The 20,682-nt window shown below is 36.1% G+C and carries 21 protein-coding genes, 2 tRNA genes and 2 pseudogenes; 13 read left to right on the forward strand and 12 right to left on the reverse strand.

The window, feature by feature from the left end:
- From rnr to ACFIMC_RS08965, 6 genes are all read left to right on the forward strand, one after another.
- Positions 1-2,277 (forward strand): ribonuclease R, encoded by a 2,277-nt coding sequence (gene rnr / locus ACFIMC_RS08940; RefSeq protein WP_375613410.1) that lies wholly within the window; start codon positions 1-3, stop codon positions 2,275-2,277.
- Between the two features lie 265 nt (positions 2,278-2,542).
- Positions 2,543-3,715, forward strand: a complete 1,173-nt coding sequence (locus ACFIMC_RS08945; protein WP_273791015.1) for an MFS transporter — start codon at positions 2,543-2,545, stop codon at positions 3,713-3,715.
- Between the two features lie 102 nt (positions 3,716-3,817).
- The gene (gene rpmG / locus ACFIMC_RS08950; protein ID WP_004864083.1) at positions 3,818-3,985 is read left to right on the forward strand and encodes a 50S ribosomal protein L33; all 168 of its coding nucleotides are present in this window, start codon (positions 3,818-3,820) and stop codon (positions 3,983-3,985) included.
- 331 nt (positions 3,986-4,316) lie between these two features.
- Positions 4,317-4,880: a thermonuclease family protein gene (locus ACFIMC_RS08955; protein WP_375611942.1), complete on the forward strand. Its 564-nt coding sequence runs from the start codon at positions 4,317-4,319 to the stop codon at positions 4,878-4,880.
- A 28-nt stretch (positions 4,881-4,908) separates the two neighbouring features.
- Positions 4,909-5,538: a uracil-DNA glycosylase family protein gene (locus ACFIMC_RS08960; RefSeq protein ID WP_375613408.1), complete on the forward strand. Its 630-nt coding sequence runs from the start codon at positions 4,909-4,911 to the stop codon at positions 5,536-5,538.
- Positions 5,539-5,559: 21 nt separating this feature from the next.
- Positions 5,560-6,051 (forward strand): Lrp/AsnC family transcriptional regulator, encoded by a 492-nt coding sequence (locus ACFIMC_RS08965; protein ID WP_015856433.1) that lies wholly within the window; start codon positions 5,560-5,562, stop codon positions 6,049-6,051.
- A 26-nt stretch (positions 6,052-6,077) separates the two neighbouring features.
- Here the strand turns inward: ACFIMC_RS08965 and cobT are convergent, their stop codons facing one another.
- From cobT to glpD, 3 genes are all read right to left on the reverse strand, one after another.
- A complete protein-coding gene (cobT, locus tag ACFIMC_RS08970; RefSeq protein ID WP_375628152.1) occupies positions 6,078-7,085 on the reverse strand; it encodes a nicotinate-nucleotide--dimethylbenzimidazole phosphoribosyltransferase in 1,008 nt (335 codons plus the stop codon).
- Positions 7,086-7,478: 393 nt separating this feature from the next.
- Positions 7,479-8,459 carry a tRNA dihydrouridine(20/20a) synthase DusA gene (gene dusA, locus ACFIMC_RS08975; RefSeq protein WP_375613406.1) on the reverse strand — a complete coding sequence of 327 codons (981 nt, stop codon included), beginning with the start codon at positions 8,457-8,459 and terminating at the stop codon, positions 7,479-7,481.
- Positions 8,460-9,160: 701 nt separating this feature from the next.
- Positions 9,161-10,690: a glycerol-3-phosphate dehydrogenase gene (glpD, locus tag ACFIMC_RS08980; RefSeq protein WP_375613405.1), complete on the reverse strand. Its 1,530-nt coding sequence runs from the start codon at positions 10,688-10,690 to the stop codon at positions 9,161-9,163.
- Between the two features lie 345 nt (positions 10,691-11,035).
- On the opposite strand from glpD, the gene ACFIMC_RS08985 reads away from it, so the two are divergent.
- From ACFIMC_RS08985 to ACFIMC_RS09015, 7 genes and pseudogenes are all read left to right on the forward strand, one after another.
- On the forward strand, positions 11,036-11,908 hold the full coding sequence (locus ACFIMC_RS08985; RefSeq protein WP_375668375.1) for a DsbA family protein: 873 nt from the start codon (positions 11,036-11,038) through the stop codon (positions 11,906-11,908).
- Between the two features lie 242 nt (positions 11,909-12,150).
- Complete coding sequence (gene accB / locus ACFIMC_RS08990) at positions 12,151-12,648, forward strand: acetyl-CoA carboxylase biotin carboxyl carrier protein (RefSeq protein ID WP_375613403.1); 498 nt, start codon at positions 12,151-12,153, stop codon at positions 12,646-12,648.
- 14 nt (positions 12,649-12,662) lie between these two features.
- Positions 12,663-14,021, forward strand: coding sequence for an acetyl-CoA carboxylase biotin carboxylase subunit (accC, locus tag ACFIMC_RS08995; protein WP_375613402.1), 1,359 nt, complete (start codon positions 12,663-12,665; stop codon positions 14,019-14,021).
- A gap of 195 nt (positions 14,022-14,216) precedes the next feature.
- Positions 14,217-14,292: transfer RNA gene (locus ACFIMC_RS09000), tRNA-Thr, on the forward strand.
- Positions 14,293-14,302: 10 nt separating this feature from the next.
- Positions 14,303-14,674: pseudogene (locus ACFIMC_RS09005) on the forward strand (tyrosine-type recombinase/integrase); the annotation flags it as partial.
- Positions 14,675-15,582: 908 nt separating this feature from the next.
- Positions 15,583-15,672 (forward strand) — tRNA-Ser (locus tag ACFIMC_RS09010).
- 63 nt (positions 15,673-15,735) lie between these two features.
- Positions 15,736-16,014: pseudogene (locus ACFIMC_RS09015) on the forward strand (tyrosine-type recombinase/integrase); the annotation flags it as partial.
- 52 nt (positions 16,015-16,066) lie between these two features.
- Here the strand turns inward: ACFIMC_RS09015 and ACFIMC_RS09020 are convergent.
- The 9 genes from ACFIMC_RS09020 to ACFIMC_RS09060 all read right to left on the reverse strand — a co-directional run bounded on the left by ACFIMC_RS09020 (position 16,067) and on the right by ACFIMC_RS09060 (position 20,678).
- Complete coding sequence (locus tag ACFIMC_RS09020; protein WP_183194585.1) at positions 16,067-16,366, reverse strand: HigA family addiction module antitoxin; 300 nt, start codon at positions 16,364-16,366, stop codon at positions 16,067-16,069.
- A 17-nt stretch (positions 16,367-16,383) separates the two neighbouring features.
- Positions 16,384-16,665: a type II toxin-antitoxin system RelE/ParE family toxin gene (locus ACFIMC_RS09025; RefSeq protein ID WP_183194586.1), complete on the reverse strand. Its 282-nt coding sequence runs from the start codon at positions 16,663-16,665 to the stop codon at positions 16,384-16,386.
- Positions 16,666-16,938: 273 nt separating this feature from the next.
- A complete protein-coding gene (locus tag ACFIMC_RS09030) occupies positions 16,939-17,361 on the reverse strand; it encodes a helix-turn-helix domain-containing protein (protein ID WP_375634828.1) in 423 nt (140 codons plus the stop codon).
- A 91-nt stretch (positions 17,362-17,452) separates the two neighbouring features.
- Positions 17,453-17,671 (reverse strand): hypothetical protein, encoded by a 219-nt coding sequence (locus tag ACFIMC_RS09035; RefSeq protein WP_375630254.1) that lies wholly within the window; start codon positions 17,669-17,671, stop codon positions 17,453-17,455.
- Positions 17,664-17,870, reverse strand: a complete 207-nt coding sequence (locus ACFIMC_RS09040; RefSeq protein ID WP_375633750.1) for a hypothetical protein — start codon at positions 17,868-17,870, stop codon at positions 17,664-17,666. Before ACFIMC_RS09040 ends, ACFIMC_RS09035 begins: the two co-directional genes overlap by 8 nt.
- Positions 17,803-18,030, reverse strand: a complete 228-nt coding sequence (locus ACFIMC_RS09045) for a hypothetical protein (RefSeq protein WP_375612620.1) — start codon at positions 18,028-18,030, stop codon at positions 17,803-17,805. The genes ACFIMC_RS09040 and ACFIMC_RS09045 overlap by 68 nt, the downstream gene beginning before the upstream one ends.
- Positions 18,027-18,692, reverse strand: coding sequence for a lysozyme (locus ACFIMC_RS09050; protein ID WP_375612619.1), 666 nt, complete (start codon positions 18,690-18,692; stop codon positions 18,027-18,029). Before ACFIMC_RS09050 ends, ACFIMC_RS09045 begins: the two co-directional genes overlap by 4 nt.
- 13 nt (positions 18,693-18,705) lie before the next feature.
- Entirely contained in the window at positions 18,706-20,409 is a 1,704-nt protein-coding gene (locus ACFIMC_RS09055) for an alanine-zipper protein (RefSeq protein ID WP_375633751.1), read from the reverse strand.
- A 17-nt stretch (positions 20,410-20,426) separates the two neighbouring features.
- A complete protein-coding gene (locus ACFIMC_RS09060) occupies positions 20,427-20,678 on the reverse strand; it encodes a hypothetical protein (RefSeq protein WP_375610781.1) in 252 nt (83 codons plus the stop codon).
- Positions 20,679-20,682: the final 4 nt, after the last annotated feature.

The following is a 20,682-nucleotide window of genomic DNA, read 5'->3' on the forward strand; positions in this document are numbered from 1 at the left end:
TTGGCTAAAGGTGAAAAAAACATAAAATATCTCTCTTCATTCAAGGGGAAAACTTTTCCCAATAAGGAAGCAATCCTTTCCTTTATAATTGAGAATCCTAACCACTCAAGTAAACGAGAAATCGCTAAAGCTTTTAACTTAAAAGGCGATTCTCGTATCTGGCTTAGAGATATGTTACGTGAGTTAAAGGATCAAAATCTCATATCTAAACACCACAAAAGAGCAATAAACAAAGGAAAATTACCCCCTGTTTCTTTAGTAAAAATTAGCGGACGTGATAAAGATGGAAGTTTTATTGCACAACCTCTTGAATGGGAAGATTCTCCAAAGCCCAATATTGAAATACACTCTTTTCATCACATAACAGGAAGTAATATTGGTGTTGGAGATCATATTCTTGTAAAAGTTTTTCGAAATAAAAATTCTGAAAGCTCAAGCCATCCTTATACGGGACGAATTATTCGTAAAATTGATGTATCTCCCAAAAGCGCATTTGCTATTGTACGAAAATTGGAAAATAATCAATGGCGCCTTGATCCTATAGACCGCAAAACCAATGAACTCATTGTTGAAATGTCTCCAGAAATGAAGATTCAAATTGGTGATCTCGTTGAAGTCGAAATAAAAAAAAATACTGGTTACGGATTAAAGAGCGCAAAAATAAAGAATGTTTTAGGGCACATTAAGAGTGAGAAAACACTCTCAATGATAGCGCTTCTTTCGAAAGGAATTCCTTATATTTTTCCTGAAAGTGTTCTTGAGCAAGCCAAACATATCAAAGCTGCCAATATGGATAATCGTGAAGATTGGCGACAATTACCCTTTATTACAATTGATCCACCAGATGCAAAAGACCATGATGATGCAGTTTATGCAACCAAGGATAAGGATCCAGCAAATAATGATGGTTGGATTATTATTGTAGCCATTGCAGATGTTTCTTATTATATCAAAACAGGAAGTGCTTTAGATAAAGAAGCATTGAAACGTGGAAATTCTGTTTATTTTCCCGATACCGTTGTGCCAATGTTACCTGAACGCCTTTCTCATGATTTATGTTCTCTGCGTGAAGGAAAAGAAAGACCAGCTTTAGCCGTTCGTATGATTTTTGATGCAAACGGTAATAAACGAAAACATAGTTTTCATCGTACTATGATTCGTGTAAGAGCCAAACTTTCTTATCAAGAAGTACAATTGGCAATTGAAGGTAATATAAATGAAAAAATAACCCCTCTTTTTGAGAGCATTTTGCACCCCTTATGGGAAGCCTATGCATGCCTTAAAGCTGCGCGAAATCGTCGCCAACCACTAGAATTAGAAATTGCAGAAAAAAAGATTATTCTTGATCAAAATGGATGCATAAAAGATGTTGTGAGTGAAACACAATTAGAAGCGCATCGTTTAATTGAAGAGTTTATGATACAAGCTAATATTGCAGCTTCTGAAACATTAAAACAACATCACCAGCCGCTCATTTATCGTATTCATGAAAAACCTTCTCTTGCTAAGCAAGAAATACTTCGGAGCTTTCTTCAAAGTTTGGGGATACCACTCTCCCGCGGAAGCGAACTTACCTCAGCGCGCCTTAATAGAATTTTAGAAAAGGTCGCTCATACTCAACAACAAGAACTAGTCAATCAAGTTATTTTGCGTTCACAATCACAAGCAGAGTACAACCCTAAAAATAGTGGCCATTTTGGTTTGAATTTGCAGAACTATACACATTTTACATCACCAATCCGTCGTTATGCTGATCTCATTATTCATCGAGCACTCATTAAAGCTCTCAAATTAGGAAATGATCAATTAACAGATACACAAGAACAAAATCTTGCAGAAATTGCTACGCAAGTTTCTTTATACGAACGCCGTGCAATGATGGCTGAAAGAGAAACGATTGATCGGCTTGTTGCTCACTATTTAACGAATAAAATCGGTCGTATTTTTACAGGCCGCATTTCCGGAGTTACAAAAGCAGGTCTTTTTATCTCACTTGATAAACTCAATACAGATGGTTTTGTCCATATTTCTACACTTAAAAATGATTATTATCATTTTGATGAAGCACAACATGTTCTTGTAGGACAGCGTAGCCATAAAGGCTATCAGCTCAGTGATGTTGTAGAAGTAAAACTTATAACGGTACAACCTTTTGCTGGCGCTTTATGCTTTGAACTGTTAACAAAACCTCGTCCAATAAAATTTTCACCGACATCCTACCATAAAAACAAATTAAAAAAACAAAAGTATACTTTTTATGGGAAAAGAAAAAATTAATCTTCTTGCCCTCCATTGAATATATATGAATAATAAATTCAATTTAAGAAATGACTTATATTATATAATATTTATATATACAATCTTATTTCTTTAGTATACAAGAGGATAAATTTTATTGTTAAGTCTATAATAACCATATAAAAATCTTGCAGTTTTTTATACTTAGAAAATGAGAGAAACTGCAAAGGATAGTTTTGGCTCCCTTTCATTTCAGCTCATCTTTTCATTGTTTAAATAAACAAGAGTACCTTAAGCCATTCTCATGAAAAAAAAACCTTTTGACTCTCAAAATAATTCTTTGCGTGCAATTATTGCCGCTATTGCAACCATTGGCACTGTTGGAACAGCATTGGCAATGGGAACACAACTTGTCTCTCTTCTTATGGCAGAGAAAGGACTTTCCAACAGTACAATCGGCTATAGTGGAACAGTTGGTGGAATCGCCACAATTATTGCAGCTATTTTTACGTCTCGAATTGCCTTATGCTTAGGAATCGCTCAAACAATATTGCTTATGATGGCGATAGGATCTTTAAGTTTTTTAGGATTCTATTTTTTTGATCCCATATGGATTTGGTTTATTTTAAAGTTTATATTACATTTCAGCATGACAGTTATGTTTATCCTGTCAGAGTTTTGGATCAACAGTTATGCTCCCCCAAAAAAACGCGGTTTGATCCTTTCTATTTATGCTATTGTCTTAGGATTAGGGTTTATAATAGGTCTAACGCTGCTAGCAAAAGTGGGAACACAAGGATTTATTCCTTTTGCTGTTGGATATAGCCTTATTATACTTGCTACTATACCAATTCTTACCGCTTGGAAATTAAGTCCAGAATTTCAAAAAAATCAATATATGCCATTTTTTCGTTATCTTTTTCACGTTCCAAGTGCAATGATGGCGGTCCTTGTTTACGGGGCCATTCAAATGGGCGTATTAACTCTTATAATACCCTTTAGTTTATCCATTGGTTATAATGAGAATGAAGCAGCACATTTTATGGCAACCCTTGCACTTGGGAATATTTTCCTCTTAATTCCTATCAGCATTATAAGCGACTACGCCAAAGATCGACGCTACCCGCTGATGAGTTGCGCTATTCTAGGTTTTATAGGAACTTTTATAGTACCATGGATTCTTCAATATCCATGGATTCTGATGCTTGATTTGTTTTTTCTGGGTGGTGTATCAGCGAGCCTTTATACAATTAGTCTTGCACATTTAGGAGCCCGTCTCAAGGGGCAAGAACTTGCTGCTGCTAATTCTGCTTTTATTTTTTGTTATGGAATTGGTATGCTCATCGGACCGACCTTTATCGGAAAATCCATGGATATCTTTAAACCCTTTGGTTTTTCAATAGCCATGGCTGTTTTTTTCGGTTTATATGTCATTTTGGTGTTTGTCCAACTTATGAGAAAATTAATCAGCTCTTGACTTTTTTGAGAACATCCGTAGTGTTGCCGGAAAATCTGATGATGTCGGAAATAAGTTTTGACAGCAATAATATTTTTTCAGTATAAATAGGGTATTTACATTATGGCTAAAGCAGCAACCATTAAGATCAAGCTTTTATCAACTGCAGATACTGGTTTTTTCTATGTAACAAAGAAAAACAGCCGTACAATGACAGATAAAATGAGCAAGCGTAAATATGATCCAGTTGTAAAAAAGCACGTTGAATTTAAGGAAACAAAAATTAAATAAATAAAATTATTATTAAATTGATAGATTTTATACTCCAAAAGAAATGTGGGAGTATTGCTCTTCAAAGTTATTTTTTGAGGGATGTTTTTTTATTTCCTTAAGTTTAAAAAGTTTACTTTAAACTTTGTATGTTTTGTACGGATTTGGATAAGTTGATTTATTATTTAAGTTGCTTACATATATTCTGTATGAGTATTTGATTATTGTGATATCTAATGAAAATTTTGTCATTAAAACGAAACACTGTTTCGTCATATGAATAAAGTTTCTCGGGTCAATTATAAACAATACTAAAATAGAGTTATAATAATGTTAGCAGTTTCTTTATTTCATGAAAAAATCTTTTTCTCATTTTAATCTAAGAAGCTTTAATCTAAAAGTTATCGGTTTCAGTATTTTTGTCGCTGCTAGCATTCTTATCATTATGTCAACTTATTTTAAGAAAACTCAGCTGTTGCCTCAAAAAGAAAAATTTTCTTCTCAAAACACTGTTGAAGGAAATGCATTAATCATTGATGGCGATACCATTATGATTTCTTCAATTAAGATTCGACTAGCTGGAATTGATGCTCCTGAACTCCACCAATTTTGTGGAAAAAAAGAAGCACGCTACCCTTGTGGGCTTGAAGCAAAGAAATATTTAGAAAAACTATTAAAAAATCAAACTGTTACATGTCACTGGCAAAAAACAGATAAATATCGCCGTATTCTTGCAACATGTAAAACAAAACAAGTTAGCAATATCAACGCAACACTTGTACATAATGGTTGGGCTGTAAATTATTATGAATACCCCAAAGAAGAGCAAGAAGCTAGAAAGAAAAAGAAAGGAATATGGGCATCAAGTTTTCAACGACCAAAAGAATGGCGCAAAGCAAATCCTCGCACAGAATAAAAAAAATATTTTTTAATTTTATTTACTAATGAAACAATGTAGCCCAATTATCAAACTTGAAAAAGAGATCTATTCCTGTCGTGTTTGCGTCCAACAACCCCATTATTTTCCTCCTCTTCCTCATGAACCAAACCCTGTCGTTTATTTATCCGATACTGCTTCGATTGCAATTGCAGGCCAAGCGCCAGGGTTGCGTGTCCATGAAACTTCTATCCCTTTTAATGATCGCTCTGGCGAAAAATTGCGTAATTGGCTAGGTGTCACGAAAGAAGAATTTTATAATAAATCTCTCTTTGCTATTGTTCCTATGGGATTTTGTTTTCCAGGTTATGATAAAAATAAAGCTGATTTACCACCAAGACGTGAATGTCGAGAAATATGGCATGAAAAGATATTTCAGGCAATGCCTCAAATAAAGCTTGTTCTTGCTATTGGCAGTTATGCGCAAAAGTGGCACATTACAGAATTAAAACATAAAACCGTTTCTGCAACTGTTGGTGATTGGAGAAATATTCTTTCCATTCCTCAACCTCGAGGCTATAATGTTATGCCTTTGCCTCATCCGTCATGGCGAAATACTTCTTGGTTACAGAAAAACCCATGGTTTAACGATGAGCTTATTGTATATCTGCGTTGTTTAGTGCGTAAATTTTTATAAATTAAAATATTGAGAAAAAATATGGATCGTCTTGACCGAAAAATTTTACATCTTTTGCAAGAAAATGCGACACTTTCTGTTGCTGATATTGCTAAAAAAGTGGGACTTTCGACCACTCCTTGCTGGCGTAGAATTCAAAAACTTGAAGAAGATGGCGTCATTCAGCGTCGTGTTGCTGTTCTTTCTCCAGAAAAAGTAAACGCACACGTCACTGTTTTTGTGTCTATTCGCACAAATACACATAGTCATGAATGGTTTAAGCGTTTTTCAAAAATTGTGCAAGAATTCCGTGAAGTCATTGAATTTTATCGAATGAGTGGAGATATTGACTATTTATTGCGTGTTGTTGTGCCCAACATTGAAGCTTATGATCTTTTTTATAAAAAATTAATTTCTAAAATTGATATCCGTGATGTCTCATCTTCTTTCGCAATGGAACAGATTAAATATACAACGGAACTTCCACTTAATTATATTAAATTACACGACAAGACGCATGAACAAAACTCTTAAGATTTTTATATCCGTCTCATGATCTTTTAGGCATTCAAACTTTCTTGTTCCAAAACTGCCATTTGTGCATGTGTTAAAACAGCGGCTTTGACGATACCAGCTGCCATAGCTGCTCCTGTCCCTTCACCAAGACGCATCCCCAAATCTAGAAGTGGTTCTTTGCCAATTTTTTTTAAAAGTTTACGATGAGCTGTCTCAGAAGAAACATGTCCAACAAGGGTATGATCAAGAGCTTTTGGATGCATTTTATAAAGAACCGCTGCAGCTACTGTTGCCACAAAACCATCTAAAATAACGGGTATTTTTTCTATTCTTGCTGCTAAAATAGCACCAACCATAGCAGCAATCTCACGTCCTCCTAAGCGACGCATTATCTCAAAAGGATCATTGAAATAATCCTTGTGCAAAGAAATAGCTGTCTTAACCGCTGCAATTTTACGCTGATAAAAATCACCTTCTGATTCCATAGCATTTCCTGTCCATTCTTCCACTTCCCCTCCAAACAATGCTAAGCATAAAGCTGAAGCTATTGCTGTGTTTCCAATTCCCATTTCTCCAATACATAAAAGATCTGTTCCACCCGCAATGGATTCCATTCCAAATGCCATTGTAGCAGCCGCACTCCGCTCATCCATTGCGGCATCCTTCGTAATATTCATTGTTGGATATTCTAATGCTAAATCAAATATTTTTAATCCAAGATCATAAGCAATACAAATTTGATTGATAGCAGCTCCACCAGAGGCAAAATTTTCTACCATTTTTTGTGTCATAGATTGTGGAAATGGTGTAATATTCTCCTCTACAATACCATGATTTCCAGAAAAAATAGCGACCAAAGGTCTCGTTACGATAGGTTTTTCTGTACCCCTCCACCCCGCATACCAAACAGCAATATCTCCTAGTTTTCCTAATGTTCCTTGCTCTTTTGTTAAGTCTTTTTGCCGTTTTTTTGCCAAAATTATAGAAAACTCATCAGCAACAGGTAAATTTGTAAGCAAAGCACGAAAATCATCAAATGGACTAGCGGTCATAAGGATACCTTTTAAAATCTACAATGTTTATGAAAATCCCGTCATATATACAGGATATGAATAATTTATTGTTTTTTTAACAGTGCTTTAAAAATGTTAAATACTATGAAAGCAATAATTTCTACATTCTATTTTCAACCCTAATAACAAACGTGCAAGATTCAAAATGTTATTAATATCTTATGATTACCTTTACAGTGATACCCTTAACCTATTTTTTATTTAATAGGCATAATCAGCATGCCGTTTAATATATACATTCCAACAATTCTTATGCATAATAAAAGTTATAAACTTTCAAAAACTTATAAAATTGAAGAGATCAAAATTATCGCAAAGACATCCAAACGCAAAGGATCTCAACTTTAATATATGTTAATTATTAGGCTATTATTAAATGAGAGCATAAAAAGCTTCTTTTAAAATACATATATCTGCATTTGGTTTTGTCGCATCATTTGATAATATTTGCCTCCATCGACGTGCCCCACCCCGCCCATGAAATAAACCAATCATGTGACGTGTCACATGAGAAAGCCGCCCCCCCGATGCAATATGTCGAGCTGTATAATCACACATAACCTCAATAAGATCACTCTCACTCAGATTATTTTGCGTCTCACCATAGAGTTCAAAATCAATATGTTTTAACAAAGCTGGATTATGATAAACTTGGCGACCAACCATGACAGCATCACAGAAAGTTAAGTGTTCTTTGATCTCATCAATCGATTTAATTCCACCATTTATCCCAATGAATTTATGAGGATATTTACGTTTTAATTTGTAAACTCTTTCATAATTAAGGGGCGGAATATTACGGTTTTCTTTCGGACTCAATCCTTGCAGCCATGCCTTGCGTGCATGTATCCAGAGCGCATCACATCCAGCATTCCAAACCTGATTAGCCAAAAGATCTAACGCTAACTCTTCATCTTGTTCGTCCACTCCAATCCGACATTTGACAGTTACAGGTATAGTAACCTCTCGTTTCATCGCTTCCACGGCATTTGCCACAATGTCTGGATGTAGCATCAAACAAGCCCCAAAGACACCTGCTTGAACACGATTTGATGGGCACCCGACATTAAGATTTATTTCGTTGTAGCCAAAATCCTCAGCAATTCGTGCAGCTTCTGCTAACTTTCTCGGATCAGCCCCCCCTAGTTGTAATGCAACTGGACGTTCTTTATCGCTAAAAGCCAACAATTGTTCGCGAACACCATGAATGACAGCATCTGCTACCATCATTTCCGTATAAAGGAGAGCTTTTTTCGTTAAAAGACGATAAAAAAACCTGCAATGTCGGTCTGTCCAGTCCAACATTGGTGCTACTGCAAATTTTATAGGCGATGGAAGGTTGTAAAATATCATGAGGGTATTACTCTCACGTCCCTATAGCTCTCTCTTTATACATAGAAAAATACTTACTTTTAGTTTACGGAAAATTTTATTCTCTTATACTATCATGAGTATAATAACAGTTCATTATTTTCAATTGATATCAAGGTTTACTACAATCAATCATGATAAAACACAATATCGCATTTCTCATAGATTAGTGTTTAGGTATATAAACATGAAAAAAGAAGATTTTCACCATAATATAAAAAACTCATTTACAAGTTCTTCTTACGCTCATCAAGCCTCCATCCTTACATGATTTAGCACAGCATTTAAGATAATAAATGCTAAACTAACACATTATACAATTTTTTATAATAGATTTAATTTTCTTTAGATTTTTTTAACTTATTGTGCAAATAAATGCTACAGAAAGTATCTTTATCTTCTCCTAAAGAAAGAATAAAAATCCTTATTTCACATGAATCTAATTATAAATCATTTTTTTTCAATGAGTTATTCTTGGTAACATTCTTGAATTTCACTTTATAAGATAGACAAATTTCATCCTAAATATTCTATCTAATTTTGCCATTTTGTGATTCTTGCAAAAAAAAACTAAAATCAGGGTATAGACAACCATTGCCTTTTTAATATCTATAACTAATATCAGTATCTCTCGAAGGAAAATATTTTACAATATTGCAGATACAATCTGTAAAATGAAATGATCATAAACGTTGTTCAATCTCTTGTTGGCTTTGCATATAGGAAGAAAGAGTATCAACCTCTTGTTCATTAAATAGGAGCCCCAGTTTTGAACGACGCCATAACACATCTTCACATACTTTAGCCCATTCTTTTTCCATCAACCATTTTACTTCTACTTCATAAAGCCCATGTCCAAAATTTTTTCCTTTATTTGCCTTACCATGTGCAAAGATCACCAATGCTTCCGTACCGTAGGAGCGTGCAAGCCTGCGATGTGTAAAAGCATCTAAATCTGGCATTAAAAGAGCAATCCTATTTTCGATTGTATCTAATTTGTTATAGGGAAAATCACCCCCTGGAAGTACTGCCTTAGCCGTCCATGATGCTCCCTTTTTACCAAGCTCTTTTTCAACAAATTTCATCGCATCTTCAGCCAACTTACGATAAGTTGTAATCTTTCCACCATAAAGATTAAGTATCTTTGGTGTCGTTCCTGTTCCCATTTCTTTTAAAACATAATCGCGCGTAATTTCTTGTGCTTTTGAAGCTCCATCATCATAGAGTGGACGAACTCCCGAGTAAGACCAGACAATCGTTTCAGGCAACACTGGTTGTATGAAATATTCACTGGCTGCTGCACAAATATAATCAATTTCTGTATCAGTAATATGAACGTCAGCCGGATCTCCTTGATAATTACAATCTGTTGTTCCAAGTAAGGTAAACTCTTCTTGATACGGAATAGCAAATATAATACGCCCATCACCATTTTGAAAAATATAAGCACGATCATGAGTATAAAGCTTGGGAACCAAAATATGAGAACCTCTAACAAGCCGTACTGGTGAATGTTCTTTACAATCTAATATGCTTGCTAAAACATGATCAATCCAAGGACCTGTCATATTCGCGACATAAGAAGCTGTGACACTATATTCTTTGCTACTTAACTTGTCTTGAAGAAAGATACGCCATTTATTGTCTTCTTTTTTTAAAGAGAGAACTTCTGTTCGTACTTTTATATCAGCTCCCCACTTTTCTGCATCACGAGCATTGCCAATAACTAAACGCGCATCATCTACTCTTGCATCAGAATATTCAAAACCTCTCTGATATTCTTTCTTCAGTGTAGAGCAAAATTTTTGTGAAAAATTAATCGTTTTACTGCGCCACAATTTCTGATTCCAATTCCCTAAATAATCATAAATAAAAAGTCCAAAACGCAACATCCAAGCAGGGCGCAATTCTTTATGATAAGGAAGGAGAAAACGCAAAGGACGCACAATATGTGGAGCCATACGTAAAATAATCTCGCGTTCTTTCAATGCTTCACGAACAAGTTTGAACTCATAGTGTTCAAGATAACGAAGCCCACCATGAATAAGCTTTGTTGACGCACTTGAGGTCCCAGATGCAAGATCGTTCATTTCAGCCAATCCCACTTTAAATCCGCGTCCTGCTGCATCTCTTGCCAATCCACAGCCGTTTATCCCTCCTCCAATGATAAACAGATCATAATGTGTTGTGGTTTTCATAATTTCACTTTTCATTATTTAATTTTGTTTCTCAGTACTCAATAAAGCAACAGGAAAAAATAATACAAATGTTCTTCATTGTATTATCAACGTACTTTTTCCTAAAATAAACACGCACAAAAAGCTTTTGATACCCTTATACATCAAAACAACATTTGACAAATTAAAGAGATTTTTTTTATCTTTTACAAAACATAATCCTTACCAAGCCAAGGTTTATCATATGAAATCTTTTTAGAGAAAAATTGATGTTTTTTCTCATTCTTAAAGATACACTATAACTAAATGCTTCATTGCACATAGATAGCGCTTTTCATATAGTTCACTCAATGACACCCTAAAAAATGTGAAGGTATACAAATGAATTATCACTCTCAAAACTCGAAAATAACACTTTTTTCAAAAATTTTAGTCATAGTTATGTCGAGTATTTTAATCTTTTTACCTTCTTTATCAAACGCAACATCACACTCAAAAACAGCAAATGATTTAAGCTTAGAAAAGCTTAAATCACAACTTTTGGAAGATTCTAGCTTTTTATCTAAGCTTAAAGAAAAAATGATACCACATACTGATTCTCATCATATTCAACAAATCGTCAGAGAGTATCTTCTTACTCATCCAGAAATTATGATTGAAATGCAGCTTATTCTTCAAGATAAGCTGGAAAAACAGAATGAATACGAAAACCAAAAACAAACTTCTGTCATTCATTCATTAGAAAAAGAGATTTTTCATTCTCCTCATGACGCTGTTTTGGGAAACCCAAATGGTAAAAGAGTGCTTGTCAATTTTTTTGATTACAACTGTGGTTATTGTAAAATTTCCTATTCAAATATAGAAGACTTGATAAAAGAATATCCAGATTTAAAGGTTATTATCAAGGACTTACCAATTTTAAGCTCTGATTCTATGGCAGCCCATACTGTTGCCTACGCATTTCGAAAACAATTTCCAGAGAAATATCCTCAGTTTCACAAAACGCTTTTAATGTATCAGGGTCGTGCAAATGAAGCTAAAGCTATTAAAGTAGCTGTTTCATTAGGAGCAGATGAAAAAAAACTACATAATGCAATAAAAGATCCCACTCTGCAAAACGCTTTTAAAAAAAACATTCAAATTGCCTCTGCACTTCATATTACGGGAACACCTTCTTACATCATTGGTGATAAAATATTCATCGGCGCAGCCAGACAAGATATTCTAAAACAAGCGATAGATAATACACAGTGAATACCTGATCCGTTTTAGGAAGAATACTGTAAATGAGGTAATTTTATGCTTTCTCTTTTTTGATAACAGGCTTATAAGTGCAATTTTACGTAAAGCAGATACAAGTTTTAAATTGCAAAGTATAATGATTTAAAGGAAATAAAAATCTTTAAAGCCTCAAAAGATGTCATCCCTAATCTAGAGATATTCGGTCATAAAATGAGATAATGACGATCTTCATTGATCAAGGAGTTAGAAATAAAATGGCAACAAAAAAAATGGATTCGGCAAAAACCGCAATTGATACGAAAATTATTCGTGATCTTGCTGAAATTTTGAATGATACAAATTTAACGAACATTGAAGTTGAACAAGGGGAGCTTCGTATTTGTGTCTCACGCCAAAATACCTTAACTTCTTCTGAGCAAGCAATCTATGCCCCTGTTTCTACTCCTACTTTTTCTGTAACATCTTCTCCAGTTCCAACAGCTGAATCTCCTATACAATCTATCCAAGAAGATAAATCAAAAAACACAATAACCTCCCCAATGGTTGGAACAGCTTATCTTGCACCCTCACCAGGCGCACAACCTTTTGTAGAAGTAGGACAAAATGTTTCTGAAGGGGAGACATTACTTATTATTGAAGCCATGAAAACAATGAATCAAATTTCATCACCGCGCTCCGGTACGGTAACCACTGTTCTTGTCAAAGATGGTCAACCTGTTGAATTTGGTGAACCACTTATTATTGTTGAATAAAGCGAGGGGCAACCATGATTCGAAAAATCCTCATTGCTAATCGAGGAGAAATTGCTCTTCGCGTTTTACGTGCATGTAAAGAACTTGGCATAAAAACCGTGGCTGTTCACTCTACCGCTGATGCAGATGCAATGCATGTTCGTCTTGCTGACGAAAGTGTTTGTATTGGCCCTCCTCCCGCTCGTGATTCTTATTTGAGTATTCAGCAAATTATTGCTGCTTGTGAAATTACAGGAGCGGATGCTGTTCATCCAGGTTATGGCTTTCTTTCTGAAAATGCAAAATTTGCAGATGTTCTAGAAGCCCATGATATTACATTCATCGGTCCAACAGCTACTCATATCCGCATCATGGGCGATAAAATCGAAGCAAAGAAAACCGCCAAAAAACTTGGTATTCCTGTAGTTCCAGGTTCAGATGGAGCAGTCACTGAAGAATCAGATGCTTTACGCACTGCTCGTGAAATTGGTTATCCAGTTATTATAAAAGCTTCTGCCGGTGGTGGCGGACGTGGTATGAAAGTCGTTCATTCTGAACAAGAATTTTCTATAGCTCTCAAAACAACGCGTTCAGAAGCGAAAGCTGCTTTTGGTGATGACGCTGTTTACATAGAAAAATATTTAGAAAAACCCCGTCATATTGAAATTCAAGTCATAGGTGATGGTGCGGGAAATGCTATTCATTTAGGAGAACGCGATTGTTCACTTCAACGACGGCATCAAAAAGTATGGGAAGAAGCTACGTCACCTGCACTTAATGAAACTGAACGGAAAAAAATTGGAAATATTGTTGCAAATGCTTGTGCCCAACTTGGATATCGTGGAGCTGGTACTATTGAATTTCTTTATGAAAATGGCGAATTTTATTTTATTGAAATGAATACACGTTTACAAGTCGAGCATCCTGTAACTGAAGCAATTACAGGTATAGATTTAGTCCACGAACAAATCCATATTGCATCAGGCTGTAAACTTTCAGTGACACAAGATGAAGTCTGTTTTTCTGGTCATGCCATTGAATGCCGTATTAATGCAGAAGATCCTATTAACTTTACGCCATCACCTGGAACCATTACACATTTTCATACACCTGGAGGTTTAGGGATTCGTGTTGATTCAGGCGCTTATTCAGGTTATCGCATTCCTCCTTACTATGATAGCATGATTGGAAAGCTGATTGTTCATGGACGTACCCGTTTAGAGTGTATGATGCGTTTACGGCGTGCTTTAGATGAATTTGTCGTCGATGGGATAAAAACTACACTACCTCTTTTTCGCGATCTTATTAATAATCAAGATGTTGCTGATGGTAATTATAATATTCACTGGCTAGAAAATTACCTTGCTCATCAATCAAAGTCTTCAGATTCGTAATTCGATAGCAAAACGGTGCATTCTTATAAAAGATTCTATAAGATATCAACATAAGGATAGTTCCAACCTTGCTGTAAAAAGTGGAAAAAGGAAATAAATTGGTTATTTTTTACATAGTTTTCTTTTAATATACATAAAATTTAATAATTTTCTGTTTTCCTTTTTGTTAGTTTGTGCTAACTCCTACATGGTTACGCCCTTATAGCTCAGTTGGTAGAGCACCTGATTTGTAATCAGGGGGTCGGGAGTTCGAGTCTCTCTGGGGGCACCATTTTANACTGCCATGGCTAGAAGAGGACATAGACAAATATTATCACCGTTGGTCATATGGTACACATGAACGCGTCTGGATTGATGTTCTTCTTTATACAGGCTTGCGTCGTGGTGATGCCGTTCGTATCGGCTGGAAAGACGTAAAAGATAATATCATTTATCTCAAAACAGAAAAGAGCCAATTTAAAACAGATGTTTTTCTTCCTATTTTACCAGAACTAGAGGAAACCCTTAAAATTGGTCCCATAGGTAATGAAACATTTATTTGTGGTAAAGGTGGAAATAAGCTTGTCAAAGAAAGTTTTGGCAACCTCTTTCGTGAAGCATGTAATGCGGCGGGTATTAAAAAATCAGCGCACGGATTGCGAAAATTAGCAGCAANATCTTTATATACTTTGAATCTTGTTGCTAAAGCCTGATTCGCTCTCTGGGGGCACCATTTTTTTGTAAATAAATTTTTTATTTTACATATACTTGTGAATGAATCGGCTTTAACCTTGTCTGTTAAAGTTTATGCTTTTTGCCTCTGCATAATTTAGCGTTTTTAAGTTCTATTCTTGAAAAACTATGCAATACCTTAACAAACTATCTATTGATCTAAGCATTCAATAATCTTTTCTTCCATTCAAATTAACTTTTTGCTTATCCCAAAGAAAAAGCACTATAGAACCTAATTTTCAGTTATATCTGGAAGAGATTTTAAACTGTCGATGCAAATCTTACATAATGTTTTATTCAAATAGTGTAAATCAGCCCTTTCCTCCAAGGTACTTTTTAGATGCACTAAATATCTGAATATTTTTATTTAAAAAATTAAAATCTTTTAAAGAGCTTTCTTATTGAATTGTACTTAATTTAAACTCAATAAAAACTTTCCTTGAATATATATGTCATTCTTACAAATTTATCTCTCATAAACTGTCAGAGTAATAACATTTTCTTTTCGCCAATATGAACGATCTAAATAAAATAAATATCTGGAAAGGTAAAATAATTCAAAAATACACGACCGGAATTTAATATAATTTATCAAACATTTTCAACTAAACATTTCTTATTATTACGAAAACGATTGTTAGAACTTAAAAAAATATTGCTTTGTAAAAAATTTTTAAACAGGAAAAACTATCATGTAAAAAAATGAAACTCTTAGATAACACACTCAAAGAATTAACTTATGAAGAATTATTTTAATTGAAACTTAAATAGTTTTACAAAGAACGCTTTAAAATGCGTATTAAAATGATTGACCTTTTACAAGAAATTTGTCAGAAAGCATATCTAGTTTGGAGGGGTGGCCGAGCGGTTTAAGGCACCGGTCTTGAAAACCGGCGTGCAGGAGACTGTACCGTGGGTTCGAATCCCACCCCCTCCGCCACAGCACTTTTATGGTGCTATAACTTATTGATTTCATGTGTGTTTTTTCAAGGTGCGGGATTCGTANAATGAAACATTTATTTGTGGTAAAGGTGGAAATAAGCTTGTCAAAGAAAGTTTTGGCAACCTCTTTCGTGAAGCATGTAATGCGGCGGGTATTAAAAAATCAGCGCACGGATTGCGAAAATTAGCAGCAACACGTGCAGCCAATGCTGGTGCGACAGTTTCGCAAATGAAAGCGCTTTTTGGCTGGACAGAAGATAAAATGGCATCTCTTTATACCAAAACAGCCGATAGAAAACGCCTTGCAATAGAAGCCATTAAAAAACTTCAAAAAGGTTAGAGCAACGGGCGGAAGCTAAAAAACTAAAGCCCCGTCAAAATTATAAACGAAATCAAAGCGACGTTTGATGTGCTTCAGAAACCAGAGGAGAAATAGGTGGTTGTGTCTGTTGCATTGTTTGCCATAAATTATAATTTGTTTGCATATCCAGCCAAAATTTCGCTTTACTAAAACCAGCTAGTTCTAATTTCACTGCAAGTTCGGTACTCATAGAGGCATGTCCGTTAATCACTCTTGATAGAGAAGCTCTTGTCATATGGAGATGATTAGCTAACTTTTGTATTGTTATCCCCATTTCGTCTAAGAAAGCTACTTTTAGAACTTCGCCCGGATGTGCGGGGTTATGCATCATTATTTTCGTTCCTTTCATCAATGGTAATCTTGATAATCAACAAGCTCCACATCTGTTCCTATAAAGCGAAAAGTAACACGCCAATTTCCATTCACCCATATAGAATAGTATCCTGTAAGTTCACCTTTAAGAGGATGCATTTTAAAGGCAGGTGCTTTCAACATTTCGGGCGTGGTAGCACTTGTTAAAGCCGTTAAGATAACGCGTAATTTCTTTACGTGATCTGGTCGAATAGCTTTTGTGGAACCTGTTGTATAAAATAATTTTAAGCCCTTATGTCTGAAACTCACAATTGCCATTAGCACCCCTTATCGTATACTATTACTATACGATTTATAAAAATAAGAGTCAAGTAAGATACTGGAAAATCTGATTACATATTTGGATAAAATGATTGAGAATAAGCTATAAAAAAGTTCGGGATAGACATAAAAATAAGTTAATAAAATCAATGGAATTAAAATTCCCTTACCTTTATATAAGTTATTGATTGCATATAAATGTAGCATTCCCACCCCCTCCGCCACAGCACTTTTATGGTGCTATAACTTATTGATTTCATGTGTGTTTTTTCAAGGTGCGGGATTCGTAAATAAAGGTTCGGGAATAGGATTCTCGAACATGCTTCTACGAAGCGCATTCTTTTTGCCAGCTTTCTCTAATAATTTTTTTAATAGTTCTAAATCTTCTTGTGAAATAATGTTTATCAGTCTAGAGAACATACCAACAGCTTCACATCTGAATGTATCAGAAGGCTTTATAGTGAAACTTTTGCGACAAGCATCCGATTCTCTTCTCAAAATTTCTGCTACCTCTTGATCTAAAGTATAGAGTTCAATTATCTTTTCCTCTAATCCTACAGGAACAGATCTTTTGCCAATTTCTACAGATGATAAAAATGCTACAGATATATCTAATTTTTTAGCCATATCTAAAAGGCGTTCTGAATGATCAATGCGAAGTTTGCGTAAGGTTTTACCAAATGGTGTTGGCATCTAAAAAATCCTATTAAAAAAGAAGCTCTCTCGTGATTCTAGCAGAAATTCTCAGGTTTTTGTTAACTGATTTTTTACTATAATGGTTTTTTTAATTTTTTGAAAACCACTGCTTTAAATGTGCAATGACATTATCTAGCGCGTCCATGAGGCGTGCAAAATCGAGGATAAGCAAAAAAAGAAAAAATGCTATCCACTTCATCAAGCGAGACATCATTTTCACGCTTTGATAGGTGATGATCATTTCTTGAAGCATTTCTTTTTCTGATTCTGTAAGCTCTGTGTGTTTTTTGGATTTTTTTCTAACCATGTTTCCACCCACACAAGCGTTCACCTAGAGTATTGTGCTTTAAGATCTCTCTTGCTAAATTGGAACTGATGGCGTTCAGATCTTTCTTGTCTAAATAAATTGGCAACCAGCCAACACAAGAAGAAGCATATTTATTTGTCGCGCAACCAGTGAGAGAGAGCAGCACGCATATCAGCATCACTTTTTTGATTAACTTCACTTTCCACCTCAAGCCGTGTTGTGGCTGCTTTTAAAGCTTTTTCTGTTTGCTTTTGTTGCTCTACTTTTTTCCCAAGAGTAAAAGCTTTTGCTAAGGCAATAAAAAAAGCGGCTAAAGCCGCACCTGTTACCATCAAGTTTCTTTTCATCCATAAGATCATAGGCGGTGCTCCTGAAAGCGTTTAGCAACAAAGAAAATGCCAGTACATGCCGCTAAAACCATAATGGCGGCTAAAGCCCATTGGATTGGTCCATTGCCCGCTAAAAACCCACCAAGACCTGAGAAAGAACCAATAATCGGTGCCAATGCTTCTGCTTTGAGAAACCCTGTTGGTTGTTTCGTTTCTACTGTTTGATAATTAGAAGAAACATAAGCCCCTTTCGCCCATAGCCCTGCCTCTGCTACACGCCGGTGTACGAGACCTTGTAAACGTTTGCCTCCCGCTTTGGTCCATTTCTGCAATTCGGTTGGTACCGCTTCATAATCCCCCCGATTAAGCCTTTTAAGCAATGTAGAGTTTTGGAAAGCTGCAATACCCACATTATAACAAAAGGAAACAAGAGCGCCGAACTGCTCGTCGCTTAAATTCACACAAACTGCTTTTTCTACCGCCCTCTCATATTGCCGCAAATCTGCTAAAAGCATGTTTTCAGCTTTTTTTTCTGTAATCACCATACCCTCAACAACTGTTGGTTGACCGGCTTTTTTCGTATGACCATAACCAATCGTCCATATGCCAGAAGCATCTTGATAAGCCTGCAAGCGCAAACCTTCCCACTTTTTTAAACAGTATAAACAGTCTTTACTTATTTTCCGTGCCATTGTTCAATTCACCTTATAAATATACCTTTATGAGTACTGCTCCATCACCGCCGTCGCCGCCAATTTTGTCGCTTCCGTGTTTCCCATCAAAATATCCACCGCCGCCGCCGCCACATTCTTTACCACCTCTACCACCGTTACCACCTTTGTAACTCTCACCACCCTGCCCCATGATAGAACCCTTACATTTACCGCCGCCGCCGCCGCCGCCGCCAAGAAAAGAACTTCCACCAGTACCAGCTCTCTTGCCGTCTATTCCACTCCCTCCACCATTACCACCAGAAAAAATAAAGCTTTCACCACTGCTGCCCTCCCTGTTTCCTCCTCCATCGCCGCCTTTCCCTCCAAAGTTAACGAGAGTCATGGAAACGGAATATCCTCCTTCTGCTGTAACAAGCCCTTTAATCATTGTTCTACCACCATTGCACAAAATGTTACTGTCATTGCCTTTACCACCACGACCAATGTAAGCTGTTTTTAATTTATCTAAATCAGAACCTTTCATTTTAACATGCACACATTGACCACCGCCGCCGCCGCCATCCTTAACGCCACCACCTCCACCGCCCCAAGCCCATACTTCGATATCGGTGTCAGCAGTAATACCATCCGGCAATGGAATATCTCCGCTTTCTGTCATCAGAATTTCAACAGGTTTTCTAACCCCGCCACCATTGTTGCTGCCGCCGCTGCTATTGCTACTATTTGCTTTGATTGAAGCCATCAGTTTGGCTGGTGAGATAAGTGCATCCACTGTTTTTGTGCCATCAATCCAGTCTTGTTTGGCAAGAGGTTGAATGAGATCAACTTTTTTCTGTACACTATGTGCTGTATCTTGCGCTTTATCGGCTGCTGTTTGCGCAATATTTGCCTCAGCTTTTGCACTGTCTCCCGTTTTTTGTGCTGTCTCAGCCGTTTTTTTTGCATCTACTGCATAAGCTTTTGCATCATTTGCTGTTCTTAATGCACTATCTGCAACGTTCTTCGCTTCACTTGCAACATGAATCCCTTGTTGTGCAACATCTTCAACTTTATCAATTTTTGCAATCTGTGCACGTTCTGGAGGAGTTAAGATAAGATGCTTTTTCCCTTCCTTCATATTCTCCATATCAAATACATCTTTTTCTATTTTATCTGGATCATAAACTGATTTTGACATACCAAAAGACTTTGAGCCTACAAAATAACGAATGGTATTTTTGAGATCTACCGGAGATATGGGATAATAAACACCTTCATCTCCCCTCCGCCATTTTTCCATCGTTGGCTGCGTAGAACTCAACCATCGTAGCTTTGATCTTTCCTCTATGGTTAAGATCTTTTTGGTAGGACCCTCGTGCATATTTTCCATAGAAAATGCATTTGCCCCCACATTGTCGGGATCATATGTAGCAGCCTTCATATCGCCAATCCCTAAAGGCGATATTTTTACCCAGCCAGCGCCTGATAAAATCGCATTCTCATGCGCTTCACCACTTGCTTCAATATCGTGAATTGTGACCTTATTTTTGTAAGCAAGAGCTCCAATATCTCTCTTTGCAATAGCATCATCAGCCTTTTTTCCTTGAGCAGCGGTTGCAAAATATTCTACCTCATAAGCTGCTGCACTCCCCACTGAAACAGGTGCAAGAGCCTTACTATCTAAAACACCTTCTTTGACTTCTTCTTTTGTTGCTGGTTCAAGCTTAAATATATGTGTGTGATAGGGTAATGGCATCGCGTTTCATTCCTTAATCAGTTCGTTGTCTTGTTGTGTGAGAGAGAGGACTGCAATTCATCAATCAGTTTTTGCATGATCTCTATGCGTTGATCTGTCGCTTCTTTATATTCTGCCAAAGCGCTTAAAAGATCATGCTGTATGTCGCTTTTGACAAGATCAAGTACCTTATTTAAGGGTGCATGAACCATTCGATTGCTTGCATAAAAAAGGACGCGGATTTGCTCCGCGTCCGCAATATCATCAATAGCAGACGGATTATTGATCATTTGA

Origin of the sequence: Bartonella sp. AP21QHHD (assembly GCF_042196205.1) — a bacterium.
In the GTDB taxonomy this organism is placed as follows: domain Bacteria; phylum Pseudomonadota; class Alphaproteobacteria; order Rhizobiales; family Rhizobiaceae; genus Bartonella.